Raw genomic sequence first — 25,283 nt, forward strand, 5'->3', positions numbered from 1 at the left:
GAGAGTAGGGAACTGCCAGGCATTAAATAAGACGAGAAAGCCAACCCAATGGGTTGGCTTTTTTGCGTTTGGGGTTTCTCTGTCTCTATTTTATTTTTGAGGAATAAAACACTATTTTAATTGCTGATAAAGCAATGAACCCGCCGCAGCTCCCGCAACATCGTAAGCAAAATCATGCCAGCTCCAGCCAGTACCTTCTGGACGACTATCATAAAGCTCTTTTGCTGCACCTAAACTAATCGAAAACGAGAGCCCAATTAATAATCCTTCTCTATGACCATAATTTTGATGATCTGCATACGCATTTGCGCCCGCTGAAGCAACCATAGAAAATAAAAAATGTTGAGCTTTATCTTTGCCTTGCCAATTATCATTGGCAAAATGAAATGACTGGCAACCCGTTAAAGTCATTATTGATAATAAAATGATCAGAGAACCACATTTAAGCCTTAGTTTCATAAAAAATAAAAGCCTTTTCACTGATAAAAATATTTTAATATAAATGCTTATTAAGTATAGAAGATAATTTTAGAAAACAAAAAAGCCTTACTGATATTTAAGTAAGGCTTTAAGACGGGAAGCGTTAGCGTTTAAAGTATACGGCTAATTAATCTATCAACACGAATACGTCGTAATCGTTTGATTAATTTCTTCACTTTTAGAGGATAAAGTTTAATATTTTCTAGATCTTGGTAATGTTTTACGACAATAGTATGTTGGCGAATACAGGCTAACTCATTGTGTCGTTGCTCATGTAATTCATGTTTAGGATCATGAATTAATATGGCATTTTCTAAATCTAATCCCCATGCACGCGGATTAAGATTATTACCAGTAATTAATTGCCAGCTATCATCAACCCACATGCCTTTTAGGTGATAGGTATTATCGTTATCTTTCCAAAGTCTTACTGTTAATTGGTCATTATCAATAAAGCGTTGGAAACGTTGGGTAAATTTACGCAGATTGATCTCATAGAGATAAGGTAGAGCACCAATAATTTTAAATGGCTCTTCTGGTGGAATATAGAAGTCATTTGCAGTTTTATCACCAATAATAATTTCGACTTGCTTGCCATTTCTTAATAAATGACTGATTTGACGTACAAGGATCGCAGGTAAATTAAAATAAGGTGTACAAATAACAAGCTTTTCTTCAGTAGAAGCCATAAGGTGAGAAATTGTCTTATTTAAGATATTTTTCTTACCTAAACCCATTAAAGGTGTTACTGCCAGCTCGTTGTTAGACGCATTGGCTTTAATATCATAGCCATCACGAGTGCGTAAATTGAAACGAAATTGACGAATACAGTTTTTAATTTCGGCACAACGAACTCTATCTTTGATATCCAATCGTTGAATCGCTTCTGATTGCAAAAGATCAGTCACAATAAATTGCTTCATTGTGGAGGCTAATTCGCTATTTTGGATGATGTGATATCTGTCATAACGATATTTATCTAGTTTGTGCAAATAAACATTATTAATACTTGCGCCACTATAGATAACTGTATCATCAAAGATAAAGCCTTTAAGGTGTAATACACCTAATGCTTCACGAGTGTTTACGGGAATACCGTAAATAGGGATCTCGACATCAGGGTGTTGCTGTGCAACGTGGTAGTACCAATCTGCATTCGTTGCATCAGCAGAGACACCAATACGCCCACGTTGAGCACGGTGCCAGTCAACAATAACTGTAATGGATAATTCAGGACGTTGTTGTTTTGCGCTGTAAAGCGCATCAAGGATCTCTTCACCAGCCTCATCGTGCTCTAGGTAAAGAGCCGTAATAAAGATCTCTTTCTTTGCTTGAGCAATATATTTCAATAAGGTGCTGCGAAACGCGGACGTCTGATAAAGCGTTTCAACATCAGCAACTGACTGAGCTAATTTAGGCAGTTGTGCAAGGTGTTGTTGATGCTTAGCAAGTTTTAGTTTAGACAACATCACAGTGCTTAATTCTCTTGTTTATGATGGCAGATGGAGCCATCGTCCATGTAGATTTTCTTTAACCGATCTTCTGATCATAACATTAGTTATATGGGATGTACGCATAAAATCATCATATATAGCTAATTTATCAAAGGATGCGTGAACAATCACATAAAGAAACTTTCTCTTATGATTATAGCGTTGGGCTATCTTTTGATGTTCCAAGCTGCAAATCAAGATTGACTATTCCTTCATCAAATTGTACTTCAACAGAAAATCCCAGTTTTTTCGCTAAACTTATCATGTTGCGATTCTCAGGCATGGTTATCGCGGTCAAACGTTTAATGCCATGTTCTCTAGTATAGTTGATAAGTTTAGTCATAAGTTGATGACCTAAAGTATTTCCTTTTAAATCAGAACGCACAAGAATAGCAAATTCTGCATGCTGATTATCCGGATCTGCCATTGCACGGGCAACACCAATGATTTCAGGCCGATCTTCTGGATTTCGGATTGCAACAAAAGCCATTTCTCGATCGTAGTCAATTTGGGTCATATTCGCGAGATCGTCATGCGTAAACTCACTGATCTCACTAAAATAGCGATAATAAAGATCTTCTTTTGTTACTTGGTTTATAAAGGTTTTAAGTAACGGTTCATCTTCCGGCAAAATAGGGCGGATAAAGCAAGGATTGTTATCTCTTAGAAAGAAGGTTTCTTCTAATTCATTGGGATAAGGGCGAATAGAGAGCCTTTGATGAGGATCGCCTTGTAGAGGCGCTAACTCCATCGCGACATCGAGTAGTGTAAAATCATTACCTGAAGCCAGTAGAGGATGAATATCTAATCTGACAATTTGTGGACAATCTAAAAGTAAGTGAGAAACCTGCACCAAAAAATGGCTTAGACTTAATATATTTAGAGGCTGTAAAGCGCTTCTAGGCTGTATTTTTCCGCTTTTTATCGCATTAATAACTAGATAACGGGCAAGCGCCATATTAAGAGGTGGTAAAGCAACTGCAGCTTTAGTTTCTATTTGCCACTCAACTCCCCCTTCACCTAATACAATTAATGGACCAAAAATAGGATCTTGCTCTATTGCGACTCGTAGTTCTTGAGAGCCAGCTCTATTCGCCATACTTTGCACCAATAATCCCTGAATTTGTGCTTGAGGGTAGAGTTCTGTAACACGCTCTATAATAGCATGAGCTGCTGATGATACTTCTGTACTGTCTCGAAGATAAAGCATAACACCTTGTACTTCGGACTTATGAGGGATATCAGGAGAACGCAACTTCAGCGCAACAGGATAACCAATCTTTTCAGCAATATTGACAGCTTCTTGTGCATTATGGGCAATCCAAGTAGGAAGAGTATTAAAGCCGTAAGCTTCCATAATTGGCTGAACTTGGTGTGTGTCTAATCGATATTGCTTATTTTTTAATGCCTCTTCAATGCAACGATGTGCTTGTTGCGTATTCATTTTGACATCTAAAGGTAATGCCGGTGTCTCTTTTAACTGCTTCTGGTTACGGCGATATTCCACCATATGCATAAATGCAGTGACGGCACCTTCAGGTGTTCGATAGGTTGGAATTCCTGCTTCACTAAATAATTTGCGTGATTGCTGAGAGGAATACTCTCCGCCCCAGTTAGTGAAAACGGTAAGCCATTTACGTCGAGGGTGTTTATTGATGGCTTCTATGACTCGTTGCGCAGTTTCAATGCTAGGAGCAATGGCACTTGGTGTGTGAATAAGGAGTAAAGCATCATGATCATGGCTATCTAACAAACAATTCAATGCCAAAATATAACGTTCAACCGTTGTATCATCACCTAAGTTTAGCGGGTTGCGAATGGCATTTTCTTCTTGAATAACACTTTGTAGTTTTTGTTTTGTTTCATCTGTAAGTTGTGCGAGCTTTCCTGAATGCAAAAATAGCTCATCAACTGCCATTGCAGCAGGTGCAGAGCCATTACTCATAATCATTAATCTTTCGCCTTTTAAAGGCGTCATATAGCTAAGTGTTTCAACGGCAGAAAACATCTCATGGGTATCTTGTACTCGTAATAAACCCGCACGTTGAAAAGCGGCATCATAAGCCACGTCATAACTCGGTGTATCGCCCAATAACAGTTGAGCTTTTTGAGTACGACCACTTTTTATCACCAGAATGGGTTTATTACGCGAAGCACTACGAGATGCTGACATAAATCGTCGTGCATCTTTTATATGTTCGAGATGCAATAAAATAGCACTGGTTTTACTGTCCCTTGCTAGAAAATCTAATAAATCATCGACTTGGATATCTTGATTATCACCTAGCGCAATAAAATAGGAAAAGCCGATATTACGATAATAAGCCCAATCTAAAATCGTGTTGGCGACAGCCGCTGATTGCGAAATAAAAGCTAACTTTCCTTTTTTAACGGGAAGAGGTGAAAAGCTGGCATTTAAACCTTGCCACGGTGCTAAAAGCCCCAAACTATTTGGGCCAAGTAAACGGATATGATATTGCTGACAAAGTAATTTTATTGGCTGAAATTGTTCAGGTTGTGCAGAAAGCACAATCACGGCTTTGCAACCAGATCCACCTAATTGTTTTAGTAGCTCAAGGTTGCGGCGATGATGTGTACAAATAATCGCGAGATCAGGAACTTGAGGCAATTTATCAATAGAAGGATAAGTGAAAACACCAGAGACAGAGCTACGAGAAGGATTAATCGGAAACACTGGGCCATTAAATCCACCACTGAGCAAATTTTTCATCATGGTGGTTCCTGCTCGACCTAATTTTTCAGAGGCACCGATCACCGCAATAGATTTAGGACGTAATAGTGCTTCAAGACCTCGTTGGCTCATATCCACTCCAGAGTTTCATTATCAACTGCTATTCAATGTAGCTGATTTGATCTTCTTTTGCCTGACTCCGGTCTGGTTTTCCAAGTAAATATTGTTGACGAAAGTAACTAAAATGAGAAAAAAGTTGTTGTGAGGCTTGAATATCGCCGACATTCTCTAAAATAGAAGCTGCAACTTCTGCTGTACAATGTTGATCTTCCCTTGCTGCTTGGCGAAGTATGTACTCACATTTACTTGCCTCATTTAAAGAAAAGAGGGGTAATGAATTGAGATAAGGGCTTTTGCGAAACATTTTGCGTGCTTCACTCCAAGTGCCATCAAGGAGAATAAACAAAGGTGGTTTGCTATTTGCAGGGAGTTGGTTGTATACAACACGTTCATTTGACGCATAGCTTTCAGGGAAGACAACATAAGCTTGCCGATCTGGTGTATTGATTAGATCAAGCAAGGCCCGTTCTGGAGCGGTTCGGGACCATAAAAAAGCCTGCGTGTTTGGCAATACGTCGGCAATTAATTTCCCCGTATTACTTGGCTTCATCACTTCGGTGTCATACATCAATAAACAAAATTGGCTTTTTGCAGGTTGATTGACAATCGTGTCACAAAGACATTGTTTTTCAGGTAATAAGCAAAAAGAGCAACGTTTGGTACGAAAACCTCGTGCTTTAAAAGGGCGAGTCGAAATTGAAAGTCGATATTGACGAAGTCGAGAGACTGCATTGTCACGCATAACAGATTGACCAATACTCATAAAAAAGAATCGAATATTATCATGTTCAAAACAAACAAACTATTCAGTCTGTTTTTATCATAAAAATCATACTGATATATTGGTTATGCATGAGATGGAGTTAATTATCAATTGATCCTGATTAGTTTATCGATTCCTGTGCGTGATTCTCTCGGTGACAGTTGCTAAACTATCATGTAATCTGCGCCCCTATTGCAGTTGGAGAGACAAATGAACGATTCTTATGAAGGTAAAAACGGCAAGGTAAAAGTAATGTATGTCCGTAGTGAGGACAATGCCGATAATAAACCTAAAAAACCATCCCGCCGTCCTGAAAATGGTCGTGGTGATAGCCGTGATAACAAACGCGGTGATAACCGTGACGACAAAAATCGTGATAATAGACGTGGTGATAACCGCGACGATAAAAATCGCGATAACAGACGTGGTGATAACAAATTTTCTCGTCGTGATGACCGCGGTGCAGGTAAGCCTTCAGGGCGTGGCGCATCACGTAATGAATCAAAACCTTCTCGCGATAGCGAAGGCGGAAGTTTTTCTCCATGGAAAACAGTTTCTCGCCCTGCTGGCGAAGAGGCAATTAAAGAGCACGATGGCATTACTGGTAAGAGCCAAATCGATCCTGAACAGTTGCGCCGCCAACGTTTAGAAGAAACGCGCATTTATGGTGAAAATGCGTGTCAGGCTATGTTTAAAAATCGTCCTGATGCTATTGTTCGTGCTTGGTTTTTACAAGATGTGACACCACGTTTTCGTGATGCACTAAAATGGATGGCTGCAAATCGTAAAGCCTATCATGTTGTTGAAGAAGAAGAGATGGTCAAAGCGGCTCGTACCGATCACCATGGTGGCGTATGCTTCTTAATTAAAAAACGTGTTGGTCATGATGCAGAAACCTATTTGAAAGATGCACCTGAACATGATTGCGTTTTAGCACTTGAAGATGTGGGAAATCCACATAACGTCGGTGCAATTATGCGTAGTTGTGCGCACTTTGGTGTGAAAGGGGTTATCTCTCCTGATTCCGCTGTATTAGAATCTGGTGCTGCTGTTCGTACCGCAGAAGGTGGTGCTGAATATATCCAAGGTATTGATGCTGATAACTTTGCTCAAACTTTAGATAAATTTAAAAAAGCGGGTTATACGCTGGTGGCAACATCAAGTCATAAAGGCAGTGTGCCATTATCAAAAGCACAATTACCAGCGAAAATGGTACTGATCTTAGGTCAAGAGAAAGATGGCTTAAGTGAAAGCACATTAAATCAAGGTGATATGAGCATTTACATCGGTGGTACTGGGCACGTTGAAAGCTTAAACGTCTCAGTGGCTTCTGGTGTGTTATTAGCGGAATGGTGGCGTCAGCACCAAGGCTAATCGCTTTATTGCTTTAAAGAATAAAAAATCCCGCTTAATCATTATGATTTTTAAGCGGGATTTTTATTTATAAGATCTACACTAATAGCATTATTTTCCTGGTGAGAATGGCGGTTTAGCAAACCAAACCACAATCATCATGATAAGAAAAATACCTGCTGCTAACCAAAAAATTTCATTGGCTGAAATGATCAATCCCTGTTCTGTAATAGTCTTAGCTAAATACGCTGACGCTTGTTCATTTGAAAGACCCAGATCATTCATTTGTTGGTACGCCATTTGCGAATCTGGATCGAGTGGATTAATTTTTTCTACAAAGGTTTCATGGTGAAGTGATTCTCTTTGTGTCCAAATTGTTGTGGTTAACGATGCGCCAATTGCCCCTGCCAATGTTCTTAAGAAGTTCGAAAGACTTGACGCTGATGCCATTTTTTCTGGTGGTAACCCAGATAATGTCATTGTCGTTAATGGCATAAAGAAACACGCAACTGCTAAACCTTGCCAGAATTGTGGCCATGCCACAGTGGCAAAGTCCATTCCTGGTTCGAAGGTATAAGCTCGCCAATAAAAACACACAGAAAACATAATAAAGCTAAAGCTGATGATATAACGTAAATCCACTTTACCACCAAACTTACCTATAATTGGTGTGATAATTAAAGGCAATAAACCTACGGATGCTGATGCTAATCCAGCCCATGTTGCTGTATAGCCAAAGACTTCTTGTAAAAGTAGTGGCAGTAAAACAATAGTACCAAAATAGATCATATAGGCGAGGCTGAGTGTGACGCAACCAATGGTAAAGTTTCGACTCTTAAAGAGTGAAAGATCTATCACTGGATGATCGTCTGTTAACTCCCAAACAATTAAGAAGCTAAGTGCGACCACCGCTACAATAGTGAGGACTATAATTTCTGTTGAATTAAACCAATCGAGCTCTTTACCCTGATCAAGCATGATTTGCAAAGCACCTATACCCACGACGAGTAAAACAAGGCCAATGGTATCTATTGGTTTAATTTCAGTTTTTGTTTCGCGCCCAGATAAGGTGTTTGATATACACATAATAATCAACACACCAAATGGAACGTTAATAAAGAATATCCATCCCCAATGATAGTTATCGCTGATGTAACCACCTAAGATAGGGCCTAAAATCGGTGCAACAACAATAGTCACTGACCATAGTGCAAGCGCCATATTTCGTTTTGCTGGTGGATAGTTATTCAATAACAAACTTTGTGACAAAGGAATAAGTGGTCCAGCTACTAAACCTTGAAGCACACGAAAGAAAATAAGCATTTCAAGACTTTGCGAAATACCACAAAGCCAAGAGGTTAACGCAAAAAGTGCCGTTGACCACATAAAGAGTCGAACTTCACCAATACGTTTTGCTAACCAACCTGTAATTGGGATAGAAATAGCATTCGCCACACCAAAAGAGGTAATAACCCAAGTCCCCTGTGAGTTAGAGGCACCTAAGTTTCCTGCAATAGTTGGAATGGCTACGTTAGCGATTGTAGAATCGAGAACTTGCATAAAGGTTGCCAACGCAAGGGCGATGGTCATTAAAGCAAGTTTTCCTCCTTGTAATGGCTCTTTGATCACCTTTACACCTCGCCTTTATTGTCCTGCATTTTGTTCAATGATTTCATTGATCAGTTTATTAATCTCTGACATATCAATGGTTAAAGCATCAGTATGGTAAGCAGGTGTTTGGCGTTCGCTGTGTGATAATACTTTCCCATCAAGGTTAATCGTATCGACAGTCACTTCAGAAGAAAGACCAATACGTAATGGTTTTTCTGCTAATTCTTTTTCATCTAATGAAATACGAACGGGTAAACGTTGAACGACTTTTATCCAGTTACCACTGGCATTTTGCGCAGGTAATAATGAGAAAGCACTCCCTGTTCCCATATCTAAACCTAATACCGTACCGTGATAAATAACTTTTTTGCCGTAAAAATCTGTTGTGATTTTTGCTGGTTGGCCAATACGCATATTGGCGAGCTGGGTTTCTTTAAAATTGGCATCAATCCACATACCCGTTACAGGAACAACGGCCATTAACGGTTTACCTGGTGAGACTTGTGCGCCAACTTGAACGCTACGACGTGAAACATAGCCATCTGTTGGGCTTAAAATTTTAGTACGTTCTAAGGCAAGCCATGCATTACGAACATCAGTTGATGCTTGTAAAACAGAGGGTTGTTTTGCAATTGGTGTATTTAATATAATTGCCTGGTTAGCATTATATTGCTCTCTTGCAACTTCTAAAGCCGCTCTTGCAGTAGAAACAGCTTCTCTGGCGTGTTGAAGTTCTTCTTTACCAATAACATTGCGTTCGCCTAAAACTTCACGGCGACGAAGATCATTCTGTAATTTAGTGAGCTCTGTTTCGCGTAAAACGATGTTTGCTTTTAATTGACGGCCGTTGATGATTTGCTGATGCATTTGGCGAACACTATTAGCTAATGCTGTTTTTGCTTTTTCTAATGCCAGTTTTTCATCACTTGAATCTAATAAAACTAAGGGTTCACCCGCTTTAACAAAATCAGTGTTATCCACATAAACGGTGGTAACAGAACCAGAAATCTGTGGCATCACCATGATTTGATTGCCAGTCACATAAGCATTATCTGTCGTTTCATGATGTCTTAGCACCAAAAACCAATAAGCTGTGTAAGCTGCGCCAGCAACAATAAATAGGATGGTTAGCAACAGTAGAACATTTCGGCGAGTTCGTTTTTTATTGCGAATGGGAGCCTGAGGGGGGGTATTTTCCTCATTAACACTCATTTAGAAGATCTCCATAAAACCAGAAAAACATCATTAGATATGTTTCCAGTATTAAAACTGGAAACATAATTATAAAGTCAATCTTAGAATAATTATTAGCGTGAAGGTAAATTATAAATGCTAATGGGTAAGTATGTTTGCCGATTTATGGCGTAAATAGGATTAGATCAATAAAACTATTTATTATGCTACTTATTCACAACCTTTTTCAGCCAAAGTATCTAATTGTAATAATAACTTACGCATTAGCGTTTCAAGCTGTCTTTGTTCGGATTGATCTAATACAGACCAGATTTGTTTTAAACACTGATGCTGCGGTGGTAATAAGCTATTTAAAAACTCTTCACCTGCATCAGTTAAATGGAGATGTAAACAACGGCGGTCATTATGACTTTCACGACGTTCAATCCAACCTTGCTTTTCAAGTTCATCAGCAATACGGGTTGCATTTGTTCTTGAAGAGCCCAAAGCTGCACTTAATTCTGATGGTTGAATACTACGATTTTCTGTCGTATCTAAAATCATTAGTGCCATAAATAATGTCTCGTTAATACCCTGAGACTTCAACATATTATTACGACTTTCAAGAAGTTTGCTTTGAACATGCATAGAAAGGCGAGTTAACAAAATTTCTTGATAAGGAATATCTTTGTTAAGCGATTTCTGTTGTGTAGCGCGAGTGTTTAGTAATTCTTCTGTTGGCGTAAATGAGCTTTCCATTTTTAGACACCTTGTTAGTTTCGAAAATTAGGATAATTTTGTTATCAACATGTTAAATGGTATATTAAACACACAATTTAGCAATTTTTATTATTTATAGTCACTATGTTTTTTTGATTATGTTACCTGATTCATAAATTTTCTGAATGATAACACAAAAAAAAGATAGGTACTTATCTCTTTGCAATAAGTTAATAAAATCAATTTATCACTTATCTGACAATGAATAGTAGTCTATTTGCGAAAAAAGGGATCATTTTTTACGATAAAACACGTAATAAATTTATTATCACTATCAATGGTTGTTATGTAGATAGTATCGAAATGAAATTATTTATACAGTGCTTTATTGGGTAGATTGATATAATTTTCTTAATAAAGAATGGGATGATGATATACATTAATAGTAATCACGCTGTTAAAACATTCACATTTTATTCTGATTAGCGGGGGGGGAAGAAATAATATAACCCATCCTTGGGTCTAAAAATTATTCGGCGTGGATTATTGGATCATTTTTATAACCTAAAAACCAAACAATCAGACCGATAACACCAATGACTAATCCGGCGATAGAAACACCTGTCCATCCATATTGATGATAAGCATAACCTGATAGTAAAGATCCTAGCGCACCACCAATAAAATAACTTGTCATATAAGCGGCAGTCAGGCGGTTTCTAGCATCAGGTAAAATACGGTATATGGTGCTCTGATTGGTGACATGAACACCCTGAACAGCTAAGTCTAGCAGGACAACGCCAATTATAAAGCTGATGAGCCCAACCCAGTGATAATAAGGTGCAACAATGATAAAACCCCAAGAAAGAAAGAGGATGATTAATCCTACTGTGGTGGTTTTCTTGCCTTTTCCTTTATCTACTAATACACCCGCTTTACCCGCCATTAATGCACCTGCGGCACCTACAAGACCAAATAAACCAATCACAGCATCCGAGTAATTAAAAGGATCAGAAGCCAATAAAAAGGCCATTGAGGTCCACAATAAACCAAAGTGAGCAAAAATAAGCGCACCAACTAATGAGCGAGTTCTTAATACGGGAGTTGTTGCAAATAATTTGAAAATAGAACCTAGCAATTGGAAATAATTTAAGTTGGTTTCACTTTTATAAGTGGGTAAACAGCGCCATAAGGTGATGGCTAAAATCGCCAGAAAAATACTGGCTATCCAGAAAATACCCTGCCAATTAGTAAATGACGCCATTAACCCAGATGCGGTTCTCGCCAGTAAGATCCCGAGTAAAAGGCCACTCATAATCGTTCCGACAGCCTTTCCACGTTGATGTGGCGCGGCAAGCGTTGCAGCAAAAGGAACAAGAATTTGAGCTACAACGGAGAACATGCCTGAGAGTGCAGTTCCTATTAACATCACCCAAATATTAGATGCCATGGCGGTAATTAATAGGCCACTTGCTGAAATTAATGTCATGGTAATAATGAGTGAGCGACGTTCAAAAATATCGCCAAGAGGCACTAATAACATTAACCCTATGGCATAACTTAATTGTGCGGTGGTGACAATAAATCCAGCCAAAGTAGCAGATATGTGGAAATAGTTTGCGATTGAATCAAGTAGAGGTTGTGCATAGTAGTTACTGGCAACAACCATACCTGTGGCAACCACCATAAGTAAAATAAGGCCTTTGCTTAGCGATGTTTGTGGTGCGGTGTTTTCCATAATACTCGTAACAAATCATTTGTAAGGTAAATGATAGTAACATGAGTCATTTTTTTGAGAAAAGAATTACTGTGATAGAGATGTTCAATTAATTTGATACAAAACCTTAGAATATATTTTTATAACATATTGTTTTATATAATAAATAAACATTGGGTTTTGCTTGTTAATAACTAAAAAGCGTAAAAAAGAGCATAGCCAAACACCATATCCATTGAATTGAAACGCCAATCACGGCAAAAGAAAATAGGCGTTTAGTCCCTAGCCAACGGGCTTCTATAGTCTGTTTTTGGGGACGCTTAGGAAATAATATAGAGAGACTTTCATCAAAACTAACATCGTCTTGATAACGATAAAGAGCTTGAAAAAAATGGCTATCAAGCCATAAACGAAAAAGATGATATTGAGTAAATAAAAATAAAAGAGAAGCAATAAAGAAAGCCAATTTATTGTGAAAATAAAGGCTAAATACAGGCAATGTGCTTATATAAGGTAACAGTGATAACAGCAGTAAGTAGCGCCAACTTTGAGTTAAAGACACAATGACTTTACCGCTAGTTTTTGTTGTCAGCATAGTTGCCTCGTTATCTATTTTGTTGGAAACGTGAATACCAAATTTGTAATGCCTCTTGTGTTTCTGAATTTAAGATCACTTGAGGGCGTGTTTGATACACCTGTTTTATTGCGTCTTCCAAAGTATCTACTGTGCCATTGTAAACGAGCCATGCAACCGCAATGGTGGCACTGCGTGAATAGCCTAATTTGCAATGAATATAAACAGTACCTACTTGGCTAAGTTGTTCCATAGACAACATGGCTTTGCTGATATCATCTGGAGATAATGGTAATAAATCGATTTGAGGTTGGGCTAAATAAAGCTGATTTTGGCTAAATTTGTTTCTTGGCCATTCACAGGTTAAATCAAAAACTGCATTCGCTTTTAATTTATAAAGTGGGCGTCCACCTAATAAAATACCTTCAGTTACTAAACTGGGTGTTTGGCAGCAAGTTAAATAATAGCGATAAGTACACCAAGCAAAAAAGCGATAAGGTAATAGGATTATCTGTGCAGAAAGGGGAATTTCACCCTGTGCATTTTTTTGAAAAATAGAAGCTCCTGCCCCTAAATAACCTAAAGTCACAAAAGTTAATGTGATTGCAGGCCAGAGAAAAAACCAAAAGAAACCTTGTAAACCAAAAGATAACAGGTAGAACACTATTGCGGATAACGCATAGTTTTTACCAATACGTAAACTGCGTCTGCTGCCAGTAAAATGCCATTTCCAACGTGAATTTATTGGCAATAAATAACAGATAAATACGCCAACACCAAAGCCTGTAATAATATCAATAAAGTGATGCTGCCATGTTGTCAGTACAGAAACAGCAATAAGCAATGACCATAAATTTAAAAACCATTGCCATGATTTAGGCGTATGTGCGCGAAAACGTAACCAAAGTATCCACAATAAGATAATGTGCAAAGAAGGAGCTTGATTATAAGGTAAATCAAAACCTTCTAATTGGGTAAATAACCAACCAGAAAATCCTTCTGTTGTTGGGCGAATAAAACTAAATTTTAAAGGAAATAATAAAAAACCAGCACAAGCAATAAGAGAGGCCACAATTAAACGTAGCCCATGTATAAATTGTTCTCTCAATGTTGTACAAATAATCAGTGAAATACCATAGGCAATATTCACACTCCAATAAGGAATGATTGTCCAAGGTAAAAAGGGAATCGCTTTTTCCCACGAATAAACAAAAGAAGGAACATCAGATAAAGTGGAAGTGTAAGTGTTAACTTGCATATAAGTTAAATAGAAAAATGGGGCAAGAAACAACAGCCATACAATACCAGCAAGCCAGATACTTTTTCTCGATGATGTTATTTGAGTGTGTTGGGTTCCACCCATACTAAAATTCCTTTCTTTGTTTATGTTTCTATTTTTACAACAACTTAAAACTATCGCTATATGTTGCCATATAGCGATAGCTCAGTTATTGATGGTGCATTCCGTTAGCGACGTTTTGCTATTGATACACTGAAAATACCCCAATGATCAATTTGTTGATCTAACTTCTCAAAACCAGCTTCATTAACTAAAGCATCCATTTCACCCTGACTACGGCAACGCATGATCCAAGGTTGTCCATTTTGGTGACTCGGTAATACACGCGCAATCATTTCAAGTTGGGGGTGCCAAGGTTGACAGGTATAAATTAATAAACCGCCACTTGGTATGGCTTGCGATAGCCCTTTTAAAGACTCTTTTAACAGATGATTTTCAGGGAATAATTCATAGAGCCCGCTGACAATACCTAATGTTGGTGAAGGCGAAACAGTACTCAAGCTTTCTGCATCAAAAGCGTTACCTTCTTCAAAACGCACTTTATCTTCTAAGTGACGTTCTTTAATCACCATTCTGCCTTGTTCAACGTTAATAGCGCTATAATCGCGCATTAAAATCGAATCGACCTTACCATAATCATTAACAGCATCAAAAAGATAGCGACCTTGTCCTGCGGCAATATCCATAATATGCACAGGCATATTATTTTGTATTAATTGGCGAATGGCATAACGAATTGTATTTTCAATATTAATTTTTCGTTGGCGAATGCCTTGCCAACCAATACTATTTAAATATTGTCTATCAACGACACGACCAAATAAGCCTTTTCCCTGTGGTTGATTACGATAGACATAATCCAGAGTTGATCCAGAATCAAAACCTTTATCGTAACCCAGAGCAACACCTTCAGATGCTTTACCTAAAGTGCTCATAGAACGGCTAAGTATTTTGTAATAAAGTCTTTTTGGACAATATGTAGGAAGAGGGGTTTGTAATGTGCGATAAACATCTGCACTATGGCTCCAAGTATCTTCATATTGGTAATCATGTTGATAAAGTGGTTGTGCAAATAATTTTTCAATAAAACTGCGTATTTTATTGATAGGGATAACTCTATCTTTCTCACCTAAGGTATCGTGGTAAAAGCCTGGTAGAACATGTTTTTCTTTAATTGATGTGTTTAAACGTTCATAGAAAAGATGTTGAGGCTTGGCGTGAACAACATGATCATTGCCTGAAATAAATAACTGTGTTGGTAAAGTAATCGCGTTTGCGTCTTCAACAACACGATCTGCTGTTTTATAAAGCTCTAATAAAATATTGACAGCAATAGGGCGAGTGATTAGTGAGTCTTGGTTAAAAGAGTCGATACGACTTTGGTCATGGGTTAGGTATTTCGCTTTCACATACGAATTAACATAAAAAAGCCCGCGAACTTTTTGCATTAAGGCAAGACCTGTACGTGCAAAAGGAACATATAATTTCACTTTAAATGCAGGAGAAGCTAGCACCATGCCACGAATTTTGGGAGCGTAATCGTGTACCCAACCAGTAACTAAAACGGCACCTACACTTTGACCAACAACCAGAATATTCTCCATTGGAATATTATAGTTAGAAGAAACGTAATGAACGAATTCGTCTATATCTTTTATTGATGTTCCCATTGATGGGCTATAACCGCGAGCACCTTCATTTTTACCATGCCCACGAGCATCCCAAGCAAACATTGAAAAATCAGGAAGATCTAGCTCATCAACGAGATGAGCAACACGGCCTGAGTGCTCATGTCCTCGGTGAAATAAAATAATTGCTTTTGGCTCAGTGGTAATTTGAGCAGGCCAATGACGATAATACAACGGTGTCTTATCGCTGGTGGTAAATTCAGACTCAATCATATTCCTTTGAGTTTGATATTGCGGCTGTTGATTCATAACGATGTATCCTTATCTTTATCTGTCATCGTTGCTTCTTTTAGTGCGCGATGAATTCGGTGATAACAAGTCAACAAAAGTAATAAATTAATAATAATAAAAAGATAATGTGTGCTTTCTGATAATGTCAGTGAGGGGAATAATCCGATAAAAAACGCAATAGCACCAAAAATAAAAGCTCTATCACTTTTTCCCATCGGGCCATCATAACGACGAGAAGCATTAATAGTTTGGGCTAGAACGCCTAAGAACTCAGTCATTATCATTAAAAAAAGTGTCAGCATGATCCACCAGTAGGCTTGTGGAAAAATAAAAGCAAAAGGTAGATAGAGTGCAATGTCTGAAATAACATCACTGGCTTCGTTTAATATCGCCCCAAGCGCACTTTTTTGATTATGTTCTCGTGCAAGCATGCCATCTATGGCATTAAGCGCCATACGAAAAAAGAGGACAAAAGGGAGTAATAAAAATAAACGAGGGGAAGGATAAAGTAAAAGTAACCCACCAACGGCAATGGATAACAGTAAAGCAGAGAGCGTGACCTGATTTGCGGTGATCCCTTTTGTGAATAACTGTTCTACATAAGGGCGCAATAGAGATTGAAATTTGGGTTTTAGGTCATAAATTGTCATGACGCATCCTTGTGTTCAAAAGTGCGTATATTGCCTCAAAATTATTATTTTATTATTAGCTGATTTTTATCCCATTGAATATCTTTATTTCAATGGTTTAATTTATTTAAGATTTAAACATAAAACTAATATTTAAAATTTACTTGAATTAATAATTATTTAGCGCCTTAAAAAAGGGAAAATAAGATACGCATAATTGTAATTATCAGACTGTTCCGTGTCTGTTTTATTCTTTTTATTTTAAGAATGATTAAATTTTCTTTAGTAATATATTCGTAATTATAATTAGAGAATTAAATGAGAGGAATGAAATAAGGAATATCAAATACCTTATAGTAACTAATGAAATTAGTTTAATTTATTAAAAATATCATTTTAGATAAAATTTAAATCTAACAGGAGTGTATCAATAGAGTAGTTATCTGTATTGAGTGATAAATGCAAAAAAACTAGATAATGATAATTATTATCATTATCATAATTAGCGCTGTTAGTTACAGCTCTAACCATCTATCAAACTAATAACCATACAAAAAGATACTACTATTATGATCCATTTCTTAGCAAAAAATGATGCTTATCGTCAGGGAATTGGGATATTTTCATTTTCGTCATCAGCGATTGCATTATTATTGACTTCACTCACTTCGTTAAATAGCTATGCAACTGAAAGTGTAAAACCAGAAATAACGACATCCACAAAGTCGGAGAGTCCTGTACAACCAAAATCGAGTGAAAAGATTATTCTTGAGCCTATCTATGTATCAGGTGAGCTCAATTCGAGTGTTGATGCAGGAAGTACCGTTCTGACATTAAAAGATATCGATAGAATTCAGCCTAATAATATTGCAGAGCTGGTGGATAAATTACCCGGAATTTCATCATCGGGTTCACCCAGACCAGGAGGTCAAACATTAAATATCTGGGGGATGGGTAATCCTGAAGATATTAAAATCACCCTTGATGGTACACCTAAAACCTTTGAGAAATATCGTCAAGGTTCAATTTTTATTGATCCTGAATTAATACGTCGTATTGATGTTGATAAAGGGCCTCATAATATTACTCAAGGAAATGGCGGATTTGGTGGTTCGGTGAGAATTGAAACCAAAGATCCCGATGACTTATTATTACCCGATCAGAATATTGGGATGTTTTTAAAATACGGACATCATACTAACGACAGACAAAATCGTTATAGTGGTGCGGTATATGGCAAATTACTTGATGGTCAAGCTGACGGATTATTCTATTTCAACCGCCGTGAAAGTGATGATCTGCGACGCCCGGATGGGACTAAATTTGGCTATTCACAGTCAGACCAAGATTCTTTTTTAATTAAAACGAATATCTATTTAACTGAAGCACAAACATTAACGTTATCAGCATCACGATCAGAAAGTGATGGTTGGACACCTTGGGCGGCTAAACGGGATGAATTAGCTAAACCTAGCCAAGCTGAAGTGGATAAATATGGCTTTGATGCGGCGATGAAACGTAAATTAGTTTATCGTGATCAAAAAGATGACACCTTCAGTGTGAAATGGAATATTCAGCCAGTTGATTCTGATCTAATTAATTTAACGCTTACCTACGGTTATTCAAAAACTAAGCAAAACGATAGTCGCCCAGAGACAGCAAGCTCCTATTTTAGCAGCAGTATGGGGAATCAAAGTTGGGTAGATTATCGAAATCATCAAATTGAAATTAAAAATGAAAGCACTATTATGCAAGGTGCTTTAGAGCATAAAGTATTAGTGGGAACACGTTGGCATCGTAATGATCGTGATGTCTTAATGTTTACTCGTGATAAAGCTAAGAATCCAAATTACAACTATGGATATTATGCGCCTCCTTATATGCCAGAAGGTACGCAAACGACAACCAGTTTCTATCTTCAAGATTCGATGAGTTATAGAAACCTGACGATAACACCAGGTGTTCGCTATGATATCGTTAAAAATCAAGGCAAAGGAAGCCGAGCTATCACTTATCAAGATCCTGATCCCTATTATGGCCATGATTATTCGGATGTGACTTATAGCGGGGCAACGCCTCACTTAGGTTTATTATGGAAAATGAATCAGAATTTCAGATTCTTTGGTGATCTAACCTACACATGGCGAGCGCCATTGATTGATGAGCAGTATGAAGTTCAAGGAAGTGTTTCTAGCTTAACGGGAACAAGTCGCCACCTAGATAAAGAAACAGTAAGAGCTGCACGAATTGGTGCAATTGCAGACTTTGAAAGTGTTATTCAGCAAGAAGACCAACTGCAATTAAGAACAACACTGTTTGATACTCGTGGTAAAGACGAAATCTTCCGCCGCCGTGGTGTCTATTGTGAAAGCCAAAAAGTGGATGGGCATAATGGAAATTGTCCGCCTTCAATAGGTAATTACCGTAATTTACCGGGTTACCATATTCAAGGGTTGGAAATTGAAGCCTTTTATAATAGCCCTAATGTATTCGGTCGTTTAGCGTATTCAACAATGAAAGGAAAACGTGACCAATCACCACGTGATCCGTGGTTTGGCCAAAAAACATGGATTGCAGAGATCCAGCCTGACGCTTTACATGCCACCCTTGGTGTAAAAGTACCAAGTATTAATGTCAATATGGGATGGACGGGCGATTTTATTGGCGCTCAACGCCGCTCGCCAATAGATGCTGATCCTGATGCTGGCTATTGGTCATTACCAAAAAGTAAAGGTTATGCAATCCACGGTTTATTTGCGAATTGGGAACCTTCTTTTATAGATAATACTGAGGTTCGTTTTACGGTCGCAAATTTATTTAACCGTGATTATTACCCTTATTTAGGTGAATCAGTTTCAGGTGTAGGACGTGATTATCGATTTACTGTGGTAAAACGTTTCTAATATTACTGAAAATAAAAACTGCGGCCTTTGGTCGCTTAAACAAATAAACCCCATAGATATTATGGGGTTTATTGTCATTTAGAATTCAATACTCAAGATATTGAATTAATAACCGTGTGATGCAGAAGTTGCAATCATTGCCATCATGGTAGTGAAGAAGAAAATAAAGAAAAGAACAGCCATAATGATACTAATAATAAAGTAAATAAAGCCCGCTCTGTTCCATGTTTCTTGCACTTTCATAAAGGTTTCAACAGAATCGTAATCACCACTTTTCCAAGCCCATTCATTCCCTTTAATACCACAGACAAAGATCCAAACAAGATTAAGTAAAGGAACAAGTACTAATAATGGAAGATAGGATTTATTACCGAAACCCCAAATAATATTAAACATGAAAGCACCCCAGTTCCAACGTTTAATTTCTTCAGGTACTGGTTTGTTAGTGTAAGACACAGTTTATTCCTTATTTAAAATAATAAATATAAAAATGAAAATGCCAAAATGGCAACTGGAGAAAGGAATAATCATAATTGAATAAATGAGAGAATGAAAGACAGGTATATCTTTGCCATTAATAAAAAGAATAATCTTAATAATAAAGTTGTATTAAGATCTTTTAATTTTTATATAAACTCGTTTTGCCTAATTACATGTAATTTTAGTTTTTTATAAATAAAAACAGGCCACAATAATGTGACCTGTTTTGTGATAATCTTAATTTAAGATTATTTATTGATTACTTTGCAGCAGCCTGAGCTTGTTCAATCCAACCATCAAAGGTTTTTTGATGGGCTTTGATCCATGCATTAGCATGACGTTCAATATCTGCTTGTGATTTTTGACCATTATGCATACGCAAGTTTTGCGCATTAATATCGGCAACAGACACTTTCATCACTTCAAAGAGTTTTGCCGCAGCGGGATTTTCTTCAGCCCATTTTTTATTTGCTGCAATATGCATAGTACTTGGTGGAAAGCCGTAGTTTTTACCATTTGCTAATGTGGTATCGGTTTTATCATCACCTGGTAACGAAGAGAAGGGGACTTGTAACCAAACAACATCTTTACCCGGTTTTAATACATCACTTATCCAGTAAGGCGTCCATGTGTAATAAAAAATAGGTTTGCCTTCTTTATAGCGAGTAATGGTATCTGCCATCATTGCCGCGTAATTGCCTTGGTTATGTGTGACAGATTTTTCTAATCCATAGGCTTTTAAGTGGTTGTTGATCGCTTCTTCACAACCCCATCCCGGATTACAACCCGTTAAATCGGCTTTGCCATCACCATTGGCATCAAATAATTTGGCAATTTTAGGATCTTTTAATTGCTCAATATTCGTAATGTTATATTTCTCTGCTGTTTTTTTATCAATCAAGTAACCTTGAGCTGCATTAACGACATAATCCCCTTTACGATAAAAGGTATTATCACCTCCTGCCGCTGCATATTGTGAATTATGAAGAGGAACCCAACTGACTGCCATAAAAGTTGCATCACCATTGGCGATAGAGGAATAAGCAACGTTATAGTCAACTTCTTTAATTGGCTGAACAGTGTAACCTAATTGTTCTAGTGCTTTATTGACGATTAACGTTTGAAAGGTTTCTTCAGAAATCGTACTTTGCACGGGTTGAACCGAAATCCCTTTTCCAGGTAAATCAGCAGCGGATAACTGGGTGCTTATCAGTGTGGCGGACAATACTGTTGCCCAGATAACTGGATTACGCATAGTTTTTCCTTCTGTTGTGATGGTAAGAGATAAATAGCGACAGCGAACTGTCGCCTCCATTTCTTGTATTGATTTTTGATACTGATTTTAAATAAATAGTGAAAATATTTATTACGATGCTTTTTTGCCAAAGAGTCGACAAATTAAACCGATAGGCCCTGTCATATACCAGCATCGATTGCCTTTATGACGGCTGTTTTGACCTAAAGATTGTGTTAATCGGTCAAGAATAATGGCGAGGATAACAATACCTGCACCTCCTACGGCAGCAAGTCCCATATCAAGGCGACCTATACCGCGTAATACCATTTGACCTAATCCACCAACGGCTATCATTGATGCAATAACAACCATTGAAAGCGCTAACATCAGTGTTTGGTTTACACCAGCCATAATCGTTGGCATGGCGAGTGGCAATTGCACTTTAAACAGCATTTGACGAGGATTTGCACCAAATGATTGTGCTGCTTCAATTAAATCTTCAGGAACTTGTTTGATCCCTAAAATAGTCAATCTCACAATTGGAGGTAAGGCAAAAATAATGGTGACCACAACGCCGGGTACGTTACCAATACCAAATAACATGACAATAGGCACTAAGTAGACAAACGCAGGTGTTGTCTGCATTGCATCCAGTAAAGGCCGAACAATTTTGGATGCTCTATCACTGTTAGCTAACCATATTCCTAATGGGAGCCCGATAATAAGACAAAACAGTAATGAAGTGAGTACCAATGCAAGGGTAACCATAGCTTCAGACCAAGCACCAATCGCACCAATTAAAATTAATGAGATAAAGGATGCGACACCCATGACTTTGCCTGAAAGTTGCCATGCAATCAGAGAAAACAGAATAATGGCGATAGGTGCTGGCATTGAGGTTAAGAAATTTTCAAAACCACTTAATACCAAATCAACTGGTACACGAATACCTTGGAAAACAGGGCGAAAGTGCAACACAATCCAGTCAATCGCATCGGTAACCCATGAATCTAATGGGATCAGCGTATTGTGAAACGGATCCATAAGATTGAAAGAATCGGGTGCGACATCCGTCGATGCGGCATCTAGCCAATCACTGCCAGCGGATGAGGTGTCAATATTGTCAGTACCACTGCCTGCACCCCACGGATCGGCATCTGTTGATATACTGTCAGCACTGCTCCAAGGATCGCTTTCTGTTGCGCTAGTATCTGTTGTTGCCCAAGGATCATCATTTACGTGATTGGTTGTCTCTTGTGCAGTTTCGTTTGTCGCAGCCTCTTGGATCTTTGTATCCAAAACTGTATTTTGATCTGTTGTATTACTCATTTGGCGTCTCCTTATCCAGTGCTTGTAGTAACATTCCTTTAGAAATTAAGCCGATATAACGGTTTTTTTCATCAATAACAGGAATTGCACAGGGAGATTGTGCAACCGTTGAAATCAGCTCGTTTAACGGTGTATCACCATTAATGGCACAAGGCTCAGGTAAAATAGCTGACTCAATAGGTTGTTTATTCTTGAGTGCCTCTTCAAGAGATGTGACTGAAACAATACCAACAAATTTTCTTCCTCGTTCAATGAGATAACCAAAGTTTCTATCTTCATCTTCGAGTACTTTTAATGCAGATCGAGGACCAAAACCGGGCGCAACATGCAGTAAGGTTTCTGGGCGACGTTTGGCTATATCTTTTGCACTAAATACGTGGCTAATATCAACACCACGGAAAAACGTACGCACATAATCGTTTGCTGGATTGTTGAGTATCTCATCTGGTGTTCCCGTTTGGACAACAACGCCACCTTGCATAATGGCAATTCGGTCACCAATACGCATCGCTTCATCCAGATCATGAGAGATAAAGACAATGGTTCGCTGTTTATCGCCTTGTAAGCTTAATAACTCATCTTGCATTTCAGTACGAATTAACGGGTCGAGTGCTGAAAAGGCTTCATCCATTAACAAAATATCAGGATCATTAGCAAGCGCACGCGCAAGGCCGATACGTTGACGCATCCCACCAGAAAGCTCATCAGGCCAAGAGTTTGCGTAACTACCCAAGTTGACTTGCTCTAAGGCATCCATCGCTTTTTTATAACGCTCATCTTTGCTTAACCCCGCGAGATCCATTCCAAATGCAGTGTTATCAAGCACATTCATATGAGGCATCAATGCAAATGACTGAAACACCATACTGATTTTTTTACGACGAACTTGTCGTAATTCTTTATCTGACATGGTGGCAATATTTTCACCATCAATAAGCACCTCTCCCTTTGTCGGAGAGATCAGACGATTGAGAAGGCGGACTAGAGTGGATTTACCTGAACCAGATAACCCCATGATGACAAATATTTCGCCTTCTTCAATTGCCAGATTTGCATTTTGAACGCCCACTGTAAGCCCTGTTTTATCAAAAATCTGATCTTTATTCATACCTGATTCTAATAATTCAAAAGCGCGTTTAGGGTGCTCGCCAAATACCTTGTAGAGATTTTTTACTTCGAGTTTAATTGCCATGCAATATAGTGTTTCCTATTTAAATATTGAAAGGAATAAATTAAATATTAATAAATAAGTGTTGTTATTTTTCCTAAATAAGATTTTTAGTAAGAGAAATACCCTACCACAATGATTGAGTCTGACAACCCTATGTTAATTATAATTAATTAAATAATTTGGCTGTTTTTTCTTTATTTTTAATATGATTAATAATTAAATAAAGTGAAATAAATAAAATTTATTAAAAGAGATATTATCTTCTAACTAACTGAAATAACTTTATTTTTAGAGATATTGTTATTTTGATTAGGATCTCAATAAAAATGAAAACTCAATATCAAAATAAAAGGGAAAAAGAGATGAAAATTAAATGAAAAAAATCATAATACATTAGTTAAATTAATGTTTGTTATCTTATTATAAGCTCTATCTACTTAATGTAAGCTAAAATTATTCGAAAAAAATTGATTTTTTGACAATATTGAACGGCAAAAATCAATCAATTAGATTGTTTAGTGAACAAATAAAAATACACCAAAAAATAGTCTATATTTTTCAGTGTATTATGTTTTATATATGATACATAATTAAATTGAATGTATTGTGTTATTTATCTTAACTTCAACTAGGCTAATAAACCTTAAAAATCCCAATCATCGTCTTCAGTGTTAATGGTTTTTCCAATAACATAAGATGAGCCTGAACCAGAGAAGAAATCGTGATTTTCATTTGCATCTGGTGATAATGAAGAAAGAATTGCAGGACTGACATCAGTTATTTCATCAGGGAATAAAGCTTCATACCCTAAATTCATTAATGCTTTATTTGCATTATAATGAAGAAATTTTTTGACGTCTTCTGTCCAACCTACAGTGTCGTAAAGATCTTCGGTATATTTCACTTCATTGTCATATAAATCTAATAATAATGAGAAAGCAAAATCTTTAATATCTTGTTTTTCTAATTCTGATTTATTTAATAACTGATTTTGAAATTTATAGCCAATATAATAACCATGAACGGCTTCATCCCTAATAATAAGACGAATTAAATCAGCTGTATTGGTTAATTTCCCTCGACTTGACCAATACATTGGTAAATAGAATCCTGAATAAAATAAAAAGGATTCTAAAAAGACGCTGGCGATTTTTTTCTTTAAAGGATCTTTATCTTGATAATAACGCAAAATAATTTCTGCTTTCTTTTGTAAGTAAGGATTTTCCTCACTCCAACGGTATGCCTCATCGACATCGGTTGTTAAGCAGAGTGTAGAAAATATCGAACTGTAAGAACGAGCATGAACCGCTTCCATAAAACAGATATTAGATAATACTGCTTCTTCATGAGGCGTGAGTGCATCTGGCATTAAAGTAGGTGCGCCTACGGTGTTTTGGATCGTATCAAGCAAAGTTAACCCTGTAAAAACACGGATCGTCAGTTGTTTTTCAGCTTGAGTCAGCGTGTTCCATGAGGGAATATCATTAGAGAGTGGAATTTTTTCAGGTAACCAAAAATTCATGGTTAAACGGTTCCAAACTTCTAAATCTTTTTCATCTTCAATGCGATTCCAGTTAATCGCATTAACGTGGCTTAATAAAGGTGATGACATGCTATGT

At 37.5% G+C, this 25,283-nt stretch carries 19 protein-coding genes; 2 read left to right on the forward strand and 17 right to left on the reverse strand.

The features are described 5' to 3' along the window. Positions 1 to 111 precede the first annotated feature (111 nt). From ABN212_RS15730 to ABN212_RS15745, 4 genes are all read right to left on the reverse strand, one after another. Positions 112 to 459: a YfiM family lipoprotein gene (locus tag ABN212_RS15730; RefSeq protein WP_198620366.1), complete on the reverse strand. Its 348-nt coding sequence runs from the start codon at positions 457 to 459 to the stop codon at positions 112 to 114. A gap of 131 nt (positions 460 to 590) precedes the next feature. Continuing rightward, positions 591 to 1,949 carry a CDP-diacylglycerol--serine O-phosphatidyltransferase gene (pssA, locus tag ABN212_RS15735; protein WP_198626177.1) on the reverse strand — a complete coding sequence of 453 codons (1,359 nt, stop codon included), beginning with the start codon at positions 1,947 to 1,949 and terminating at the stop codon, positions 591 to 593. A gap of 178 nt (positions 1,950 to 2,127) precedes the next feature. Beyond that, entirely contained in the window at positions 2,128 to 4,797 is a 2,670-nt protein-coding gene (locus ABN212_RS15740) for a bifunctional acetate--CoA ligase family protein/GNAT family N-acetyltransferase (RefSeq protein ID WP_349443404.1), read from the reverse strand. Positions 4,798 to 4,825: 28 nt separating this feature from the next. Further along, the gene (locus tag ABN212_RS15745) at positions 4,826 to 5,527 is read right to left on the reverse strand and encodes a tRNA-uridine aminocarboxypropyltransferase (protein WP_349443426.1); all 702 of its coding nucleotides are present in this window, start codon (positions 5,525 to 5,527) and stop codon (positions 4,826 to 4,828) included. Between the two features lie 231 nt (positions 5,528 to 5,758). Between ABN212_RS15745 and ABN212_RS15750 the strand changes: the two genes are divergently transcribed. Beyond that, on the forward strand, positions 5,759 to 6,922 hold the full coding sequence (locus tag ABN212_RS15750; protein WP_100159391.1) for a tRNA/rRNA methyltransferase: 1,164 nt from the start codon (positions 5,759 to 5,761) through the stop codon (positions 6,920 to 6,922). Positions 6,923 to 7,012: 90 nt separating this feature from the next. On the opposite strand, the gene emrB is transcribed toward ABN212_RS15750, so the two are convergent. The 8 genes from emrB to ABN212_RS15790 all read right to left on the reverse strand — a co-directional run bounded on the left by emrB (position 7,013) and on the right by ABN212_RS15790 (position 16,565). After that, a complete protein-coding gene (gene emrB, locus ABN212_RS15755; RefSeq protein ID WP_109374058.1) occupies positions 7,013 to 8,530 on the reverse strand; it encodes a multidrug efflux MFS transporter permease subunit EmrB in 1,518 nt (505 codons plus the stop codon). Positions 8,531 to 8,545: 15 nt separating this feature from the next. After that, the gene (gene emrA / locus ABN212_RS15760) at positions 8,546 to 9,724 is read right to left on the reverse strand and encodes a multidrug efflux MFS transporter periplasmic adaptor subunit EmrA (RefSeq protein WP_109374059.1); all 1,179 of its coding nucleotides are present in this window, start codon (positions 9,722 to 9,724) and stop codon (positions 8,546 to 8,548) included. A 192-nt stretch (positions 9,725 to 9,916) separates the two neighbouring features. Further along, positions 9,917 to 10,444: a transcriptional repressor MprA gene (gene mprA, locus ABN212_RS15765; protein WP_023581117.1), complete on the reverse strand. Its 528-nt coding sequence runs from the start codon at positions 10,442 to 10,444 to the stop codon at positions 9,917 to 9,919. A gap of 490 nt (positions 10,445 to 10,934) precedes the next feature. Beyond that, positions 10,935 to 12,143: an MFS transporter gene (locus ABN212_RS15770; RefSeq protein WP_349443405.1), complete on the reverse strand. Its 1,209-nt coding sequence runs from the start codon at positions 12,141 to 12,143 to the stop codon at positions 10,935 to 10,937. Between the two features lie 166 nt (positions 12,144 to 12,309). After that, complete coding sequence (locus ABN212_RS15775; RefSeq protein WP_349443406.1) at positions 12,310 to 12,717, reverse strand: hypothetical protein; 408 nt, start codon at positions 12,715 to 12,717, stop codon at positions 12,310 to 12,312. Between the two features lie 10 nt (positions 12,718 to 12,727). Next, positions 12,728 to 14,059 carry a phosphatase PAP2/dual specificity phosphatase family protein gene (locus ABN212_RS15780; protein WP_198632557.1) on the reverse strand — a complete coding sequence of 444 codons (1,332 nt, stop codon included), beginning with the start codon at positions 14,057 to 14,059 and terminating at the stop codon, positions 12,728 to 12,730. Positions 14,060 to 14,163: 104 nt separating this feature from the next. Continuing rightward, positions 14,164 to 15,933, reverse strand: coding sequence for a bifunctional alpha/beta hydrolase/class I SAM-dependent methyltransferase (locus tag ABN212_RS15785; protein WP_349443407.1), 1,770 nt, complete (start codon positions 15,931 to 15,933; stop codon positions 14,164 to 14,166). Then, on the reverse strand, positions 15,930 to 16,565 hold the full coding sequence (locus tag ABN212_RS15790) for a CDP-alcohol phosphatidyltransferase family protein (RefSeq protein WP_198620373.1): 636 nt from the start codon (positions 16,563 to 16,565) through the stop codon (positions 15,930 to 15,932). Before ABN212_RS15790 ends, ABN212_RS15785 begins: the two co-directional genes overlap by 4 nt. A gap of 548 nt (positions 16,566 to 17,113) precedes the next feature. Between ABN212_RS15790 and ABN212_RS15795 the strand changes: the two genes are divergently transcribed. Further along, a complete protein-coding gene (locus ABN212_RS15795) occupies positions 17,114 to 19,447 on the forward strand; it encodes a TonB-dependent hemoglobin/transferrin/lactoferrin family receptor (protein WP_232797567.1) in 2,334 nt (777 codons plus the stop codon). A gap of 105 nt (positions 19,448 to 19,552) precedes the next feature. On the opposite strand, the gene ABN212_RS15800 is transcribed toward ABN212_RS15795, so the two are convergent. From ABN212_RS15800 to nrdF, 5 genes are all read right to left on the reverse strand, one after another. Then, complete coding sequence (locus tag ABN212_RS15800) at positions 19,553 to 19,903, reverse strand: ribonuclease G (RefSeq protein WP_198620374.1); 351 nt, start codon at positions 19,901 to 19,903, stop codon at positions 19,553 to 19,555. Between the two features lie 283 nt (positions 19,904 to 20,186). Further along, on the reverse strand, positions 20,187 to 21,182 hold the full coding sequence (proX, locus tag ABN212_RS15805) for a glycine betaine/L-proline ABC transporter substrate-binding protein ProX (protein WP_075671542.1): 996 nt from the start codon (positions 21,180 to 21,182) through the stop codon (positions 20,187 to 20,189). A gap of 111 nt (positions 21,183 to 21,293) precedes the next feature. Continuing rightward, a complete protein-coding gene (gene proW, locus ABN212_RS15810; protein ID WP_198626102.1) occupies positions 21,294 to 22,493 on the reverse strand; it encodes a glycine betaine/L-proline ABC transporter permease ProW in 1,200 nt (399 codons plus the stop codon). Continuing rightward, complete coding sequence (gene proV / locus ABN212_RS15815) at positions 22,486 to 23,685, reverse strand: glycine betaine/L-proline ABC transporter ATP-binding protein ProV (protein ID WP_100159403.1); 1,200 nt, start codon at positions 23,683 to 23,685, stop codon at positions 22,486 to 22,488. The genes proW and proV overlap by 8 nt, the downstream gene beginning before the upstream one ends. Positions 23,686 to 24,307: 622 nt before the next feature. Further along, on the reverse strand, positions 24,308 to 25,276 hold the full coding sequence (nrdF, locus tag ABN212_RS15820) for a class 1b ribonucleoside-diphosphate reductase subunit beta (RefSeq protein ID WP_196534186.1): 969 nt from the start codon (positions 25,274 to 25,276) through the stop codon (positions 24,308 to 24,310). Positions 25,277 to 25,283: the final 7 nt, after the last annotated feature.

Origin of the sequence: Proteus genomosp. 6 (genome assembly GCF_040139785.1) — a bacterium.
Lineage (GTDB): Bacteria > Pseudomonadota > Gammaproteobacteria > Enterobacterales > Enterobacteriaceae > Proteus.